This is a genomic window from Alcanivorax sp. HI0044 (assembly GCF_001634945.1).
Window position 1 is genome coordinate 1 of the sequence record NZ_LWEZ01000524.1, and the last position, 16,639, is coordinate 16,639.

The window sequence follows — 16,639 nt, forward strand, 5'->3', positions numbered from 1 at the left end:
GTCCGGGGCCTGGATATCATGGATGGCCGGGCACGCAAGCTGGGCGGGTGGTGCCAATACAGCAAGTCCGATGATCGCTGGCAAGTGACGCTGGAGGTTCCGCTTTCCAGCACCATGGCATAATACGACCGTCGCAAAATAACGGGCCGTAATGCGGCCCGTTATTTCTTCCCCCCAAGATCAGCGAGAGGCTGCCGCTTTCACGGCAACCATGCCGACCAGCCCTTGCGCCAAACTCTGTGTTTCTGCGTCATAGGAAGCAGGAATCAGATTAACCTGGTAGCGGGTAATATCCCTGGCCGTTGAATTGGAGGTTCCTCCCATAGCGCCCAAGAAACCAAGCGTCTTGGTCAATCCGGAGGTCAGCTTGTCGGTTGTCGTGGTGACATCCTCGATGCTGCTGTAGAACGCGTTGGGCGTAGCCAGTGCATTGCTGGTGCTGAATACTGGCATATGATTTGTCTTGATCATGCACTCTTCCTTGCCAAAACGACTCCAGCATTTTTGCTGTGCCACCGGCTGGAAGCGAACATCTCCACGAGCGGTTAGCTGAATCGTGGCATCCACCTTGGCGGAGTCCTTGTTGGAAAGCCCGGCAAAACTTTTATGGCCATCCGACTCCAGCTTGGCAAAGTCGATCAGGATATTGATGTTCACACCAGTGAGTCCAAGATCCTTGATCAGGCGACCTTCATGTTGCTGGGCGGAACTGCCCGCTGCAGCCTTGAACGCTTGCCCAAAACCGCTTGCCGTGCCGATGTAACGAGGATCAGAAATGGTTTCTCCCTCGCGGCCCATGACCAGATAACGGGTGCCGCCTGCCCCCTTGTATTCGAAGGGGCTTTCCCGGCCTTCAGCATGCATTGCCTGGTAGTGAGAATTCGCCTTCAGGATTTGGTGGGGAACTACCTGAAATCCGGCATCACCCAGTTGCTGCTCTGCGTTATCACAGGCTTGATTGGCAAGACGCTGCATTTCTGTCTCATCGACGCCTTTGGCAGCGTAGGTCACCGTCACCTTCACATCCGAGCGACGGGTTGTACCAGTAGCACGCATGGCATCCGAACGGAAACCTCCACTGGTAGAAGCAGACGCCGCACTATTGACACCAAACATCACGTTGCATGATAACACCCCGATTTTTTCGACGCCCTTCATGTACTTTTCATTCTCCGCCGCGATAAAGGTGCCTGCCTGGCTCGCGGCAGAGCCATTGGCATCATACGCCGGCGCCTCGCTACCGGTTGTGGCACAACCCGATACCAGCGCGGCTAGCGCCATTGCCGGAACCACCTTGCTCCCTGATGTCTTTTTCATTGTTTTTCCCTATGGATTTTGATCTTTTCTGTTGCCCAAACAAAGATGCAAAACACGAGCATGGGCAATCCAGCCAGCTGGCGTGCATCCGTTCCTGACAACGGCATTAAGCGTTCTCGCTTGGAATAGCTGGCCAAAAAAGAGCCTGGCGTTTCGGGAGGGGTGACTATGGCGGGCAACTTCCGCAGAGAGCAGAACTGGCATCCTTGCCGGCCAGGTGCACGACCAACACATCCCTTGCCATGACCAACTTCCCAATTATGAGAAATCAGTCACATCCTACGGTGCCGTGGGAGGGGCGTGACCCCCCTGAACAGGGGGGCACAGAAGAACAACCGTTTTTAATCGCGGCAGGGCCAATGCCCCGCCTCACGCTTACCGCGGCGCGATAATCATGCAAGTACAGGTGGCGTGGGCGTAGAGTTTGCCTTCGTCATCGACGATGCGCCCTTCCGAGATCACCAGGCTGCGCCCCCGGTTAATCACTTTCCCTTCCGCCCGGTAGGCCTTGTCGAAGGTCAGCGGCCGGCACATCTTGATGTTCAGGTCCGTGGTGCCGTAGCTCTCGCCGGCAGCCAGCACCGTATGGGTGGCACAGCCAGTGACGGAATCGAGCACGGTGGCAGCGAACCCGCCGTGCACTCCGCCCAGCGGGTTGGTGTGACGTTTGTCCGGGGTCGCGATAAAGACCACACGGCCTTCTTCCACGGTATCCGGGTCCATGGGGATGGTTTCAGCAATGGGAGCACGGGGAATCTTGCCGGCGGCAAAGGCCTGCATGATTTCCAGGCCGGTCATGGTGACAGGGTTCATGGTCATTCTCAGGGTAATGGCGTTGCCGGCATTATAGGTTCCTATTTGGAACTTACAACTTTAACGCAATGCCCCTTATGGCCGAGCCCCCCTGAGCGCCCCGGGAAACACGCTCAACAATCCAAATTTACCGCGATTCAGAGCAACGCCGTGCGCACGCGGTTGCGGCCAGCCTCCTTGGCCGCATACAAAGCCTGATCCGCCACACTCAATAGCGCCTCCGGGTCTGCGCCGGCGGTGGCGTTTCCGCAGGGCATGAATGTGGCCACGCCAACACTCAGGCTCACCTCCTTGTTCAGGGTGGTAATGCCCGCCACCGCACGGCGGCAGCGCTCCGCCACACCCTCTGCCGCCTGCACATTAGCGGTGGGTAACAAGGCGACGAACTCTTCACCCCCATAACGCGCCAGCACATCGGTATCTCGGATCATCGGACGCAGCGCCGCCGCCACGGCCTGTAGCGCTACATCTCCTTCCATGTGGCCGTAGGTATCGTTGTAGTGCTTGAAGTAATCCACATCCATGAACACCACGGAAATCGGCTCACGGCTGCGTTCACAACGGCGGAATTCCTGGCGCAGGCTTTCCAGCAGCACCAGCCGGTTATGCAGCCCGGTAAGCGGGTCGGTGCGTGCCATGTCCGCCAGTTCCTGGTTGAGCTGCTGCAGTTCGTCCTGCTTCTGTCGCAACGCCCGTTCGGCGGTGACCTGGGCGGACACATCCTCAATCTGGGAGAGAAAATACCGGGGCGTGCCATCCGCGTTACGCACAATGGACACTGCCAGCAAGACCCAGACAATATGCCCATCCTGGTGAAAATACCGTTTCTTCATCCAGTAACTGTTGCGCTTTCCTGCCAACAGCGCCTGCACCTGGTGCAGGTCCTTTTCCAGGTCATCCGGGTGGGTAATGGTCTGAAAGTCACTGTCCAGCAAGGTCTGTTCGTCATAGCCCAGAATGTTGCACAGTGCCGGGTTCACCCGCATCCAGCCCCCTTGCGGGGAGACGATGGCCATGCCAATGGCCGCGTGCCGGAACGCGCCCTCAAACAGGGCCATGTTCTCTTCCATCTTGCTGACGGCCAATTGCCGCTGCTGGTTCAGGTGGTCCTGCTCCAGCGCCTGACCAAGGGATTTGCCCATCAACTCCAGAAACTCCATTTCTTCGATGCTGAAGGGCTCGTTCCGGGGTGCCGGATCGCTGAAATTGAGGGTGCCAAAAATCTCGCCCTGCACATAAAGCGGCACGGCCATGTAGGATTCCAGCTGCATGCCCACATACACCGGATGCGAGCGCATCTCTGCCAGCTCGCCCACATGGTGCAACGCCACCGCCCCCTGTTTGCTGACCACGGTGGAACAGTAGGTATCACCCAGCGGGAAATGATCCCCGGTACTGATACCCCCGTCGCCGGGCTGCACCGCGAGCACTTCGTAGTCACCGTCTTCAATGCGGCTGACAATGCCAATGGAGAGGCCCAGCAGACGGCACCCCACGTCCAGGTACGCGGCATACAGTTGCGCAAAATCACCGCCAGGCAGCAGTGACAGCTGGTGTAACTCTCTCAGGCCGATCAGACTGAAATCTGCACGGTCTTCCATCTCTCTTCCCCGCGATAGATCCACAACGCATCAATGCGCCGCTGTTATTGCTACGTTGTAACCAAAGGCGCAGCGCAAGTAAAAACGCTTGCACTGATTTGCACTATGGCAGCCTGACGCTTTTCATGCCGCTGAAACAGAAAAAGGCGCCGTGTGGCGCCTTTTTCCTGTCTGCCGCTGCGTTAATGCAGCCTGAAGAGGATCTGTAATAGCTGAATGCCCAGCAGCACAATCAGCGGGCTCAGATCGAACCCGCCCATGGGCGGCAGCATCTTGCGAACCGGCGCCATGATCGGCTCGGTGACCTGCACAATCACCCGGACCACCGGGTTATACGGATCCGGCGCTACCCAGCTGAGAATCACCCGAATCAGCACCGCCCAGAACACATAGTTGAGGATCAGGCTGGCCAGCTCCTGCAGGCTGTAGATCACCAGTTGCCCGCCAATACCCGACGGAAAGCCGCCCACCTGGATGCCGAGGATCAGCACCGCCTTGAGCATGATCAGCACCACCACCAGCACCAGGGACGCCACATCCAGCCCACCGTAACCAGGAATGATCCGGCGTAGAGGCTTGAGCAGCGGATTGGTGGCCTTGAGCACAAACTGGGAGATCGGATTATAAAAATCCGCCCGGGCCAGTTGCAGCACGAAGCGGGTCAGTACGATGAAAATGTAAGCGCTGAAGGCAAAATCCAGCAAAAAAACCAGGGCACCCTGCGGGTTCATGGATCACTCCGTTGCGATGTCTTGACCGGCGTTTAGCCAGAAGCTGGGACAGAGTTTGGGGCAATGGGGGCAAATTTCAAAGGGTGGACAAAAAACAGTAACGAGAAGCGAGTGACGAGTTGCGAAAATCAAGACCACCTTCGGGGTTCGCTTCTCGCAACTCGAAACTCGTCACTCGCCTTTTACCCCGCCAACTCTTCGGACCGCTCCCGGGCAGCGGCGACGGCCGCCTGCACCTGTTCGCGGAAACCCGCTTCTTCGAACACATTCAGCGCGGCAGCGGTGGTGCCACCGGGGCTGGTGACCTGCTGGCGCAGCACATCCGGGCCCACTTCGCTGGTAATGGCCAGCTGAGCGGCGCCCCAGGCGGTTTGCAGCACCATCTGCCGGGCGGTCCCCGCATCCAGCCCCTGGGCCTTGGCTGCTTCGATCAACGATTCCATCAGCAGGAAGAAGTAGGCCGGGCCAGAACCGGACACCGCGGTGACCGCATCCAGTTCTTTCTCTTCGTCGAACCAGAAAGCAATGCCCACAGAGCCCAGGATCTCCCTGGCCATGGCTTTTTGTGCATCGCTCACGTCATCGGCGGCATACAGGCCAGTGGCCCCTGCCTGGACCAGTGAAGGCGTATTGGGCATGCAACGCACAATCGGGGTGCTACCCAACCAGTTGCGCAGGTTGCCTACGGTGACGCCGGCCGCGATGGAGATCACCAGCGGCTGACGCTCAGCAATCAGGTCGCGCAGATCGGTGCACACCTGCTCCATCATCTGCGGCTTTACCGCCAGCACCAGCACGTCGACGCGACTGGCCACGTCGCGGTTTTCCGCGCTCACGTGCACCCTGTGCAGCTGGGCGACTTCGTCCAGGCGCTCTTTGGAGGGATCGCTCATCCAGATACGGGCCGGGCGAATTCCTTTCGCCACCATGCCACCGGCCAGGCTGGTTGCCATGTTGCCGGCGCCGATAAATCCGATTAGTTGTTGTGCCATAACTGCGCAGTCCTTGTTGTCAGGCCTTGGGCGGGCGCGGGCCGAACAGGGCCGTGCCCAGCCGGATCAGGGTGGCCCCTTCTTCAATGGCCACCGCATAGTCCGCGCTCATACCCATGGAGAGCGTATCGAGGGCGGGCATTGTATTGCGCAATTGTGACAGTGTCATGGCGAGCTGTCGGAAGGCGGCACGATTACCGTCATCATTGTCCGCCCGGGGAATCGCCATCAGCCCGCGCAATCGCAGGTTGGGCAAGGCCTCTATCTGTTCCGCCAGCTCGGCCACGCCCGCCAGCGGCACCCCGCTCTTGCTGGCCTCATCATCCACATTCACCTGTATACACACATTCAGCGGTGGCAGATCCGGCCCGCGCTGTTCGCTCAGGCGACGGGCCACCTTGAAGCGATCCACTGAATGGACCCAATCAAAGTGGGCGGCGATATCACGGGTCTTGTTGGACTGAATCGGCCCGATGAAGTGCCACACCAGCCCCCGCCCCTGCAGCGCAACAATCTTGTCCAATGCCTCCTGCAGGTAGTTTTCCCCGAAATGGCGCTGCCCCTGGTCTGCCAGTTGGGCCAGTTCGTCTGCGGTGCGGGTCTTGCTGACCGCCAGAAGCTGCACACTGTGCGGATCGCGGCCTGAGCGCGCGCATAGTGCATTTATTTGCTCATCAATGTGCAGCAGTGGTGATTTGACGTCAGTCATTATTGAACGGCTCAAGAGGTCGGGTTACTTTAGGCATGCGACGAATTTCTGAGTAAGCCGAGATCCGGCTGCCTACATAATAACAAAAGGGTGCTTATGGGCGTCCTTTCCAATACCTGACAACGCAAGTATAAATCATGGATATTACCGAGCTGCTCGCTTTCAGCGCCAAAAACGGCGCCTCTGACCTTCACTTGTCCGCCGGCCTGCCCCCGATGATCCGGGTGGATGGCGACGTGCGCCGCATCAACCTGCCGGCCATGGAGCACAAGGAAGTCCATTCATTGATCTATGACATCATGAATGACAAGCAGCGCAAGGATTTCGAGGAATTCTACGAAACCGATTTCTCCTTCGAGGTACCCGGCGTGGCCCGTTTCCGGGTGAACGCCTTTAACCACAACCGTGGTGCCGGTGCGGTATTCCGGACCATTCCCTCGAAAGTGCTGACCATGGAAGACCTGGGCATGGGCAAGGTGTTCCAGAAGATCTCCGAAATGCCCCGGGGCATTGTGCTGGTCACCGGGCCCACCGGTTCCGGTAAGTCCACCACCCTGGCGGCGATGATCGATTACATCAACGATTCCCGCTACGAGCACATCCTCACCATCGAGGATCCCATCGAATTCGTGCACGAATCGAAAAAGTGCCTGGTCAACCAGCGGGAAGTGCACCGCGACACCCTGGGTTTCTCCGAAGCCCTGCGCTCGGCCCTGCGGGAAGATCCGGACATCATCCTGGTGGGTGAGCTGCGGGATCTGGAAACCATCCGCTTGGCACTGACGGCGGCAGAAACCGGCCACCTGGTGTTCGGCACCCTGCACACCACCTCTGCGGCCAAGACCATTGACCGGGTCATCGACGTATTCCCCGCGGAAGAAAAATCCATGATTCGCTCGATGCTGTCGGAATCCTTGCAGGCGGTGGTATCGCAAACGCTGCTGAAGAAAAACGGCGGCGGCCGGGTGGCAGCCCACGAAATCATGATGGGCACCCCGGCCATCCGGAACCTGATCCGCGAAGACAAGGTGGCGCAGATGTACTCTGCCATCCAGACCGGCGGCGCCCTGGGCATGCAGACCCTCGATCAGTGCCTGCAAGGGCTGGTGCAGAAAGGCCTGATCGCCCGTGACGTGGCCCGCGAAAAAGCCAAGAGCCCGGACTCAATCTAACCCCGAACGCACGGCACCGGTGCCCACTGAGGGCGCCGGCGGAATCAGCACAGGCAGGCCATAAGCATGGAATTCGAAGAGCTTCTCAAATTAATGGTACAGAAAGGCGGGTCAGACCTGTTTATCACCGCCGGCGTCCCCCCGAGCATGAAGGTGAACGGCAAGATCCTGCCGGTGACCAAGAGCGCGCTGACCCCGGACATGACCCGGGACATCGTGTTCGGCGTCATGACCGAACAACAGCGCAAGGAATTCGTCGCCAACCACGAGTGCAACTTTGCCATCTCCGCCCGTGGCGTGGGCCGTTTCCGGGTCTCCGCGTTCTACCAGCGCAACCTGGTGGGCATGGTGCTGCGTCGCATTGAAACCAAGATTCCCAACGTGGACGATCTGCGCCTGCCGCCGGTGATCAAGGAACTGGCCATGACCAAGCGTGGCCTGGTGATTTTCGTGGGCGCCACCGGTACCGGTAAGTCCACCTCGCTGGCGTCCATGATTGGCCACCGCAACAAGAACTCCAAGGGGCATATCATCACCATCGAAGACCCCATCGAATTTATCCACCAGCACCAGGGCTGCATCGTCACCCAGCGTGAGGTGGGCATTGATACCGAGTCCTTCGATGTGGCCCTGAAGAACACCCTGCGCCAGGCGCCGGACGTGATTCTGATCGGTGAGATCCGCACCCCGGAAACCATGGACAAGGCCATCGCCTTCGCGGAAACCGGCCACCTGTGTCTGGCCACCCTGCACGCCAACAACGCCAACCAGGCGCTGGACCGGATCATTCACTTCTTCCCGGCAGACCGCCACGGCCAGCTGTGGATGGACTTGTCCCTGAACCTGAAAGGCATCGTCGCCCAGCAATTGATCCCCACCCCGGACGGCAAGGGCCGCCGCGCGGCCATCGAAGTGCTGCTGGGCACGCCGTTGGTCCAGGACCATATCCGCAAGGGCGAAGTGCACCAGCTCAAGGCGCTGATGAGCAAATCCCGCGAGCAGGGCATGCAGACCTTCGACCAGGCCCTCTACGACCTGTATTCCGCCGGTGAAATCACCTACGAAGACGCCATGCTCCACGCGGACTCCCCCAACGACCTGCGCCTGATGATCAAACTGGGCAACGAAACCGACGCCTCCAGCCTGGACGTGGCCACACGAGGACTGAGCATCGAGGATACGGAGTAGGAGACGCTGCAGGCGGCACGCTTCACGCAACAACGCGGATGAAGCCACCTGCGCCCTGAAAAAAAGAGGCCGCGCCCATCCACCGGGCGCGGCTTACTCATTTCAGAGAAACGCCCGCGTTGCCGCTTTGCGCTTACTACTGAATCCCGCGATAACAAGGACGCTTTTTACTTTACCAACGGAGGGGGAAACCCATGCAACAAGAAAAGGAAACACACCTGACACCCATCGGCTACCTGCTATGGTTTTTTGGCGGCCTGTTTGGTTATCACCGGTTTTACTATGGTCGTCAGCTCACCGGCTTGCTGTGGATGTTTACCCTGGGCGTCTTTTTCATCGGCTGGGTCGTGGACGCCTTCTTGATCCCCAGCATGAATCAGGATGCCAATAATCAGTTCAAAAGCGGCGACACCGACTACAGCGTAGCCTGGGTATTGATGCTGTTTCTGGGCGTATTTGGCGCACACCGTTTCTACATGGGCAAGATGGGCACGGGCATTCTCTACCTGCTGACCTTCGGCCTACTGGGTTTCGGCGTACTCTACGACCTGTTCACGCTTAATGGCCAGGTTTCCGAGCGCAATGGCGAAGCGGCCCGGGCCGAGCCCGTTCCTGCCTAAAAAAACAAGCCACAAGCGGCAACGCGAACTGGCTCCTTTCTAAATGAAACAGGCCGCACCCATCCTTTGAGCGCGGCCTGTTTCATTCTAGCTTCTAGCTTCTAGCTTCTAGCTTCTAGCTTCTAGCTTCTAGCTTCTAGCTTTCAGGAGGATGGTTCACTTCCGGGATCATGCAAGCCTGAACGAATAGCGACGGTTTTTCTTCGCTGGAAGCTCATTGCTCGCAGCTGATCAATAATGCGGCGGCGGGGCGTCTTCGACCTGGGTGGCCTCGAACGCCTCTGACAAATCCATCAGCCGGTCGGCCATCTTCCGGCAGGTTTTTTCCAGCGCATCGATTTGGCGCTGCTGGTCACAGACCACCTTGTTCAGTGACTCCACCAGATCCTCCTGGTAGGCCAGCTTGGTTTCGATATCAAGAAAACGCTCGTCACTCATTGGATCTGCTCTACGGTATAGCTCTTGTGGGAAGCGATGCTCGCATCGCGAACGGACTGCACCATTGTACTTGCCTGCCCGGAATATTGCCGCTATGGTTTGCCCGTCTTGGGGGAGTAGTCGCTCGATCGCTTTTACGCAAAGCCCCTTGGCGGTCATCAACATAGTTGCGCCTCATGCGCATGGTGGCTGCGTCCGCATCCGGGGAGCCTTGACTCCCCCAGGATTGACGAGACCTGAGACATCGCAGGCATTCCGCAGGGGCGGGATTGGCCGGTGATGTCTCTTGTCGTGCAATCCCGCCCCACTGGAACTGTTCATGGAAGCCCTGCTCAGCTCGTTTCTGCTGGTTGCCCTTGGTGAAATTGGCGACAAGACCCAGCTGCTGTCCCTCGCGCTGATTCTCAAATTCCGCAAACCCTGGCCTATCCTCGCCGGCGTGGTCATCGCCACCCTGCTCAACCACGGCGCCTCCGTCTGGTTTGGCGACTGGCTGGCCGATGCCATCCCGATGGAATGGCTGCGCTGGATTCTCGGCATCAGCTTTATCGGCCTGGGCCTGTGGATGTTGATTCCAGACGGCGATGAAGACGTGGATGACAACCCGCGCTTCGGCCCCTTTCTTACCGCGCTGGTGCTGTTCTTTATTGCCGAGATTGGCGACAAGACCCAGCTGGCCACTATCGCCCTGGCCGTTCAGTTCAAGGACCAGTTCTGGCCGGTACTGAGTGGCTCCACCCTGGGCATGGTGGCCGCCAACCTGCCGGTGATCTGGCTGGCGCACCAGTTCGGCAGCAAACAATTCGAGACCTGGGCCCACCGCATCAGCGCGGCGCTGTTTGTCGGTTTCGGGGTCTGGGCGCTGGTGTAGGAACAACTGACGCCTGACGCCTGACGCCTGACGCCTGACGCCTGACGCCTGACGCCTGACGCCAAAAAGCGTATGCTCACGCGCTATCCCTGCAACCCTGGTCGCGCTGCAGGGCGTCAACGTCTGGCGTCCGGCATCTGGCCTCTAGCGGAACTCATTCATGGCCCTCACCGCCACCATTTACAAAGCCGAGCTCACCGTCTCCGATATGGACCGGGATTATTACGCCACCCATAACCTGACGGTGGCGTTGCACCCTTCAGAAACCGAATCGCGAATGATGTTGCGGCTGCTGGCCTTTGCCCTGAATGCCCATGAAGATCTGACGTTCTCGCGGGGCCTGTCCAATCCGGAAGAACCGGACCTGTGGCAACGGCACCCCAACGACACCCTGGCACACTGGATCGAACTGGGCATGCCCGACGAGAAGCGGCTACGCAAAGCCTGCGGCCTGGCCGGGCACGTGACCATTTACTGTTACGGCCCACGCGCTCCACAAGTGTGGTGGGACAGCATGAAGAACAAGGTTCGCCGCTTCGACAACCTGACCATTGTCCATGTGGACGCGGACAGCGAAGCAGCACTGGCCACCTGTGCCCAGCGGGCCATGCAGTTGCAGGCCATGATCCAGGACGGGCAAGTCTGGTTGGGCACCACCGACAATAACGTGGAGGTTGCCCTGGAAACCTGGTACCCAAACAACGCCCACTGATGGGTACTCTTTGTTTCCACCGCGTAGCCCGGGCTGTGCACCCGGAGACCCTTGTCTGCATCGCCGAAACGGAGTTCGCCATGCCCGCCTCACCGTCACAGCCAACAAAACGTAAAGAGCCGGAATAATGAAGAAAATCATCCTGGTAATTGGCGTATTGTCGCTGGCAGGGTTTACCACCTGGTGGCTGCAGGATGCGCCGCTTGATGACGCCGCCCGGCAGTGGCTGAACACCACACCCACTGATGACAACCCCGCTTACGCTTATCTGTTGGGCTTTGGCGCACCCGCCGATCAATCACCTGAGCGGCAGGGAAACGCACTGGTGCAGCGCCAGAAAATCCAACCGGATCTGTCGCTTCCCAATGATTATCGGGAGCTGAATGCATCGCCCTTGCTATGCCAAAAGATGGACGCGGCCTGCCTGCTTGAGCAGCAGGACAAGCGCATGCAGGCCGAGGTTCTGTTAAACCAGTATCAGTTCCTGATTGATCGCTACCGAACCCTTATCGGGTTTGCGTATTTCTCGGACAATACACCACCGTACCTGGAGGCTAGCTTTCCCGAGTACAGTCTGCTGCTCACCGCTTCGCGTCTGCAGTCTCTGGCCTGGGCAATCAGCGAAACCCCAGGGGAAAACATCGGCAAAGAAATCCAGCAGCTTCGCCACTGGCTGGCACAGGACCATAGCCTGATCAGCAAGATGATCGCCAACGCCATGCTGGCCGAAAAACTGCAACTGGTGGCGCTTCTGGTTCAACAGGGAAAAATGTCCGCGCCGAATCTTGCGTCATTGAGCCCGACAGAAAGAAGTTTTCATTCGCCATTGAAGAAAGAATTCTCGCTGATGGCGCATTTCTTTCTCCATGAGCAATACCGTGAGGGACAACAAAGCGCGAGCTGGTTTGAGGAACTACAATTCAAGGCGGGCCTGAAAAAAAACATCAGCGTGAATCGCATGCTGCCGCTTTATCAGCACTATGCAGACCTGTCGGAGCAGCCGGTTGACGTTATTGAAGCTGATACGTTCCAGCCCGAACCAACCTCAACGAGCGAGGCAATTCGCAACCCCATCGGTAATATTCTGCTGGAAACCGCATCCCCGAATTTCAAGGAATACCTGCTTCGACTGGTGCATCTGGAAGCGCGCATGGCGTTACTGAAAACGCTGGGTGATACCGATACATCACAGCGGGCAGACAACCCCTGGACACCGGGCAAGGACGACACGCTGACCCGCCAAGACCAACGGCTATGCTTTCGCCACGCACCGGACAATGATCGTTATAATTCCTGTCTGCCTTTGCTGTGAATAAAAGTAAGCTGCCGCTTGAGCATGAAGCCTGTTGCATGAAGCGTGCAGTGTCTCCTGTTACATACTCCGTTGATTCACCCGCGCCATAAGCTGCTCGGCAGACTCCTTGCGCTCTGAATAACGATCGGTGAGGTAGTCACTGCGGTCACGGGTCAAGTAGGTGAACTTCACCAGTTCTTCCATCACATCCACGATGCGATCATAAAACCCTGACGGCTTCATACGATCATTCTCATCGAATTCCAGGAAGGCTTTCGGCACAGAAGATTGGTTGGGAATCGTAACCATGCGCATCCAACGCCCTAATACACGTAGCTGATTCACCGCGTTGAACGACTGGGAACCGCCGCTGATCTGCATCACCGCCAGGGTCTTGCCCTGGGTCGGGCGAACCGCCCCAATAGACAGGGGAATCCAGTCGATCTGTGCTTTCATGATGCCGGTCATGGCACCGTGACGCTCCGGCGAGCACCACACCATGCCTTCACTCCAGGTCACCAGATCACGCAGCTCCTGCACCTTGGGGTGTGCCACGTCTTCGCTGTCCGGTAACGGCAACCCATCGGCATGGAAAATTTTTGTTTCTGCGCCCATGGCCTCCAGCAAGCGCGCCGCCTCCATCACCACCAACCGACTGAAGGAACGGGTTCGCAACGATCCATACAGCAACAGAATGCGCGGCTTGTGACTGGACGGCCGATCACGAAACACCTCATCCGTGGTTGGTACCTGGAAGCTGTCCTGCTCAAGGTTTGGAATATCTTGCATCAATGCGACTCTTTCTGTTTTAGCTGTCAACTTTCAACTGTCCACTATCAACTGGTCTTTTTCGAACCAGTGCGAAGTACGATTCACAATCGCCACCAGCGACAACATCACTGGCACCTCCACCAGCACCCCGACCACCGTCGCCAGGGCGGCACCGGAATGCAGGCCGAACACACTGATCGCAACTGCCACCGCCAGCTCGAAGAAGTTACTGGTGCCAATCAAACAGGCGGGGCCGGCCACGTTGTGCTTCAGCCGCAGGCGTTTTGCCGCCCAGTAGGCGATAACAAAAATGCCGTAGGTCTGAATCAACAACGGAATGGCAATCAGCACGATGGCCATGGGTTTGGCGAGAATGGTTTCGGCCTGAAAGCCAAACAACAGCACCACCGTGGCCAGCAGCCCCATGACGCTGACCGGTTTGAGGCTCCCTACAAAGTGAGCCACACGCTCATCACTGCCCAGCCATTGCCGGGTCATAAACCCGGCGATCAGCGGCAACAACACATAGAGCACCACCGACAGCAGCAAGGTGTCCCAGGGCACAGTAATGTCGCTGACACCCAGCAACAAGCCGGCAATAGGGGCAAACGCGAACACCATAATGATGTCGTTTACGGACACCTGCACCAGGGTGTAGTTGGCATCGCCCTTGGTCAGCTGGCTCCACACAAACACCATGGCCGTACAGGGCGCCACACCCAACAGGATCATGCCGGCGATATACTCTGTGGCGGTTTGCGGATCCACCCAGCCGGCGAAGAAGACCTTGAAGAACAACCAGCCCAGCGCCGCCATGGTAAACGGTTTGATCAACCAGTTGATCACCAGAGTGAGCAACAACCCCCGCGGGTTCTGCCCCACTTTCTTGATGGCGGTGAAATCAATCTGGATCATCATCGGGTAGACCATCACCCAGATAAATACCGCCACCGCCAGGTTCACATGGGCGTACTCAAACGCCGCCACCGCCTGGAACAACGGAGGCACCGCCAAGCCCAGAGCCATCCCTGCAATAATCGCCAGGCCGACCCAGACACTCAGATAACGCTCGAAGAACGGCATCAGAGGTCCTCCATGTCCCGGTGGATTTGTTCGCCGCAGGCCACCAGACCTGTCTTGCCAAGATCATCCAGCGACACAGCGAACAGTGCCTGAAGCCGTTTTTCCAATTGCCGGTAGGTGGCCTCAAAGGCCGCCGCAATCTCCTCGTCCGTGCCTTGCGCATGGGCCGGGTCCGGCAACCCCCAATGCAGTTTGGGCACATCCCCCAGCCACACCGGGCAGGCTTCTCCGGCAGCGCTGTCGCAGACGGTAATGATCAGATCGATAGTTTCATCGGCCAGATCGTCCATGGACTTGGAGGCCGGGTTTTGCGGAGTAATACCATGGCGTCTCAGTACCGCCAGCGCCCCCGGGTTCACCTCACCGGTGGGATGGCTGCCGGCACTGAGTCCCCGAAAACGGCCTTCGCCCAGGGCATTGATCAACGCTTCACCAATAATGGAACGGCAGGAATTGCCGGTGCACAGTACCAGGATCGTCATGGGTTGCAGTTGCATGTCAGTTCTCGCAGCAGGCAGAGACAGGAAGTGTCAGGGACAGGGCGTCGCAGGCCGGTGATACCAGACTTGCCAACGTCTGCTGTGCCCAGGCGGGCAGATTCGGATTAACGCGGTAATGCATCCAGGTACCCTGCCGCCGAGCCACCACCAACCCGCACTGGCGCAGCTGGGCCAGGTGGCGAGACACAGTGGACTGCGGCGCCTGCATGGCCTCCACCAGATCGCACACGCAGACCTCCCCCTGACCGTGCAGCAGGCAGATCAGGCTGAGGCGAATATCGTCGCCGAGGCATTTGCAGAGCTGGGTGGGTGTAAGCATGTGCGAACCTTATATCCGCATATTCGGAAATACGGATATTAGCGACATGATACGCGACACGCAACATGCTTCATTCAACATCGCGGGGCGATTTCATGACGATGACGGAAAGAAAAAGGCCGCGCCCGAAGATCAGGCACGGCCTTGTAAAAGATCGCAGGAGCGGGTTTTCCTTGTAGCTCGCCGCTTGAAGCTCGTAGCGGCCTTTATTCCTTCAGCTTCTTTTCGATCTCATCGATGCTGATATGGCGCACATCCTTGCCTTCCACCAGATAGATCACCTGTTCGCCGATATTGCGGGCATGGTCGCCGATGCGCTCCAGGGCGCGCAGGGACCAGATGATGTTGAGTACCCGGGAAATGGCCCGCGGATCTTCCATCATGAAGGTGACCAGCGAGCGCATGGCGCTGCGATATTCCAGGTCCACTTCTTTGTCTTCGGCGGCCACGGCCAACGCTTTCTGGGCATCGAAGCGGGCAAAGGCATCCAGGGAATCGCGCAGCATGTTGCGCACATGGTTACCGATATGGCGCACTTCCACATAACCGCGGGGCGACTCGCCTTCTTCCGCCAACTGCAGCCCCATGCGGGCAATTTTGGCTGACTCATCACCAATGCGTTCAAGGTCGGACACCGCCTTGGACACGGCAATAATCAAACGCAAATCCGACGCCGCCGGCTGGCGCAGCGCCAACACCTTGGTGCATTGCTCGTCGATCAGAATTTCCAGATTATCGACCCGGTCTTCGGTTTCTATCACTTTTTCTGCCAGCGCCGAGTCTGCCTGCAGCAATGCCTGAAGCGCATCCACTACCTGCTTTTCCACCAGACCACCCATTTCCATCAGGTGGTTACGGATGGATTCCAGCGCTTCGTTAAACTGGGTCGAGCTATGCTCGCCAAAATGCATACGGTCCATTCTCTTGCTCTCCTTACCCGCGCGTTAACCGAAGCGGCCAGTGATATAAGCTTCCGTCAGATCGTGTTCGGGCTTGGTGAACACAGTCTCGGTATCATTCATTTCCACCAGACGACCCAGGTGGAAATAGGCGGTACGGTGCGATACCCGCGCGGCCTGCTGCATGGAGTGAGTCACGATGGCGATGGTATAAGACTCGCTCAGCTCGCTGATCAGCTCTTCGATCTTGGCGGTGGCAATGGGATCCAGCGCGGAACAGGGCTCATCCATCAGCACCACTTCCGGGCTCACCGCAATGGTGCGGGCAATACACAGACGCTGCTGCTGACCGCCGGACAGGCCCGTGCCTGGTGCGTGCAGACGGTCTTTCACTTCTTCCCACAGCCCGGCCTTGCGCAGGCTGGTTTCCACGATTTCGTCCAGGTCATATTTCTTGTTGGCCAGGCCGTGAATACGCGGGCCATAGGCCACGTTGTCATAAATGGATTTCGGGAAGGGGTTGGGCTTCTGGAACACCATGCCCACCCGGGCGCGCAGCTCCACCACATCCAGCTTGGGGTCATACAGATCCTGGCTTTCCAGATGCAG

At 58.2% G+C, this 16,639-nt stretch carries 19 protein-coding genes; 6 read left to right on the forward strand and 13 right to left on the reverse strand.

Going from position 1 to position 16,639, the window contains the following annotated elements; all coding sequences use genetic code 11:
- Positions 1 to 180 precede the first annotated feature (180 nt).
- From A3730_RS06170 to A3730_RS06195, 6 genes are all read right to left on the reverse strand, one after another.
- Positions 181 to 1,158 carry a hypothetical protein gene (locus A3730_RS06170; RefSeq protein ID WP_231883870.1) on the reverse strand — a complete coding sequence of 326 codons (978 nt, stop codon included), beginning with the start codon at positions 1,156 to 1,158 and terminating at the stop codon, positions 181 to 183.
- Between the two features lie 534 nt (positions 1,159 to 1,692).
- Positions 1,693 to 2,130, reverse strand: coding sequence for a PaaI family thioesterase (locus A3730_RS06175; RefSeq protein WP_063521354.1), 438 nt, complete (start codon positions 2,128 to 2,130; stop codon positions 1,693 to 1,695).
- Between the two features lie 137 nt (positions 2,131 to 2,267).
- Positions 2,268 to 3,731, reverse strand: coding sequence for a sensor domain-containing diguanylate cyclase (locus A3730_RS06180; RefSeq protein ID WP_063521352.1), 1,464 nt, complete (start codon positions 3,729 to 3,731; stop codon positions 2,268 to 2,270).
- Between the two features lie 182 nt (positions 3,732 to 3,913).
- Positions 3,914 to 4,462, reverse strand: coding sequence for a YggT family protein (locus A3730_RS06185; protein WP_063537726.1), 549 nt, complete (start codon positions 4,460 to 4,462; stop codon positions 3,914 to 3,916).
- Between the two features lie 182 nt (positions 4,463 to 4,644).
- Positions 4,645 to 5,454, reverse strand: a complete 810-nt coding sequence (proC, locus tag A3730_RS06190; RefSeq protein ID WP_063518854.1) for a pyrroline-5-carboxylate reductase — start codon at positions 5,452 to 5,454, stop codon at positions 4,645 to 4,647.
- Between the two features lie 19 nt (positions 5,455 to 5,473).
- Positions 5,474 to 6,163, reverse strand: coding sequence for a YggS family pyridoxal phosphate-dependent enzyme (locus A3730_RS06195; RefSeq protein ID WP_063518984.1), 690 nt, complete (start codon positions 6,161 to 6,163; stop codon positions 5,474 to 5,476).
- A gap of 137 nt (positions 6,164 to 6,300) precedes the next feature.
- On the opposite strand from A3730_RS06195, the gene A3730_RS06200 reads away from it, so the two are divergent.
- From A3730_RS06200 to A3730_RS06210, 3 genes are all read left to right on the forward strand, one after another.
- Positions 6,301 to 7,335: a type IV pilus twitching motility protein PilT gene (locus A3730_RS06200; RefSeq protein WP_063518985.1), complete on the forward strand. Its 1,035-nt coding sequence runs from the start codon at positions 6,301 to 6,303 to the stop codon at positions 7,333 to 7,335.
- A gap of 66 nt (positions 7,336 to 7,401) precedes the next feature.
- A complete protein-coding gene (locus A3730_RS06205; protein WP_063518986.1) occupies positions 7,402 to 8,523 on the forward strand; it encodes a PilT/PilU family type 4a pilus ATPase in 1,122 nt (373 codons plus the stop codon).
- 194 nt (positions 8,524 to 8,717) lie between these two features.
- Positions 8,718 to 9,143: a TM2 domain-containing protein gene (locus tag A3730_RS06210; protein WP_063518987.1), complete on the forward strand. Its 426-nt coding sequence runs from the start codon at positions 8,718 to 8,720 to the stop codon at positions 9,141 to 9,143.
- Positions 9,144 to 9,374: 231 nt separating this feature from the next.
- On the opposite strand, the gene A3730_RS06215 is transcribed toward A3730_RS06210, so the two are convergent.
- Positions 9,375 to 9,581, reverse strand: coding sequence for a SlyX family protein (locus A3730_RS06215; protein WP_063518988.1), 207 nt, complete (start codon positions 9,579 to 9,581; stop codon positions 9,375 to 9,377).
- Positions 9,582 to 9,867: 286 nt separating this feature from the next.
- Between A3730_RS06215 and A3730_RS06220 the strand changes: the two genes are divergently transcribed.
- The 3 genes from A3730_RS06220 (at position 9,868) to A3730_RS06230 (ending at position 12,476) form a co-directional block, all read left to right on the forward strand.
- On the forward strand, positions 9,868 to 10,452 hold the full coding sequence (locus A3730_RS06220) for a TMEM165/GDT1 family protein (protein ID WP_231880487.1): 585 nt from the start codon (positions 9,868 to 9,870) through the stop codon (positions 10,450 to 10,452).
- Positions 10,453 to 10,612: 160 nt separating this feature from the next.
- Complete coding sequence (locus A3730_RS06225; protein WP_063520210.1) at positions 10,613 to 11,164, forward strand: YaeQ family protein; 552 nt, start codon at positions 10,613 to 10,615, stop codon at positions 11,162 to 11,164.
- Between the two features lie 127 nt (positions 11,165 to 11,291).
- On the forward strand, positions 11,292 to 12,476 hold the full coding sequence (locus tag A3730_RS06230) for a hypothetical protein (RefSeq protein WP_063537728.1): 1,185 nt from the start codon (positions 11,292 to 11,294) through the stop codon (positions 12,474 to 12,476).
- A 60-nt stretch (positions 12,477 to 12,536) separates the two neighbouring features.
- Here the strand turns inward: A3730_RS06230 and arsH are convergent, their stop codons facing one another.
- The 6 genes from arsH to A3730_RS06260 all read right to left on the reverse strand — a co-directional run.
- Positions 12,537 to 13,247, reverse strand: a complete 711-nt coding sequence (gene arsH / locus A3730_RS06235; protein WP_063519546.1) for an arsenical resistance protein ArsH — start codon at positions 13,245 to 13,247, stop codon at positions 12,537 to 12,539.
- A 33-nt stretch (positions 13,248 to 13,280) separates the two neighbouring features.
- Entirely contained in the window at positions 13,281 to 14,312 is a 1,032-nt protein-coding gene (gene arsB / locus A3730_RS06240; RefSeq protein WP_063519545.1) for an ACR3 family arsenite efflux transporter, read from the reverse strand.
- Entirely contained in the window at positions 14,312 to 14,809 is a 498-nt protein-coding gene (locus A3730_RS06245; RefSeq protein ID WP_063519544.1) for an arsenate reductase ArsC, read from the reverse strand. Before A3730_RS06245 ends, arsB begins: the two co-directional genes overlap by 1 nt.
- Position 14,810: 1 nt before the next feature.
- Positions 14,811 to 15,131, reverse strand: coding sequence for a metalloregulator ArsR/SmtB family transcription factor (locus A3730_RS06250; protein ID WP_063518680.1), 321 nt, complete (start codon positions 15,129 to 15,131; stop codon positions 14,811 to 14,813).
- A gap of 206 nt (positions 15,132 to 15,337) precedes the next feature.
- On the reverse strand, positions 15,338 to 16,051 hold the full coding sequence (gene phoU, locus A3730_RS06255; protein ID WP_063519543.1) for a phosphate signaling complex protein PhoU: 714 nt from the start codon (positions 16,049 to 16,051) through the stop codon (positions 15,338 to 15,340).
- A gap of 24 nt (positions 16,052 to 16,075) precedes the next feature.
- Positions 16,076 to 16,639, reverse strand: a 564-nt coding sequence (locus A3730_RS06260; protein WP_156500973.1) for a phosphate ABC transporter ATP-binding protein, incomplete at its 5' end; no start/stop codon positions are given.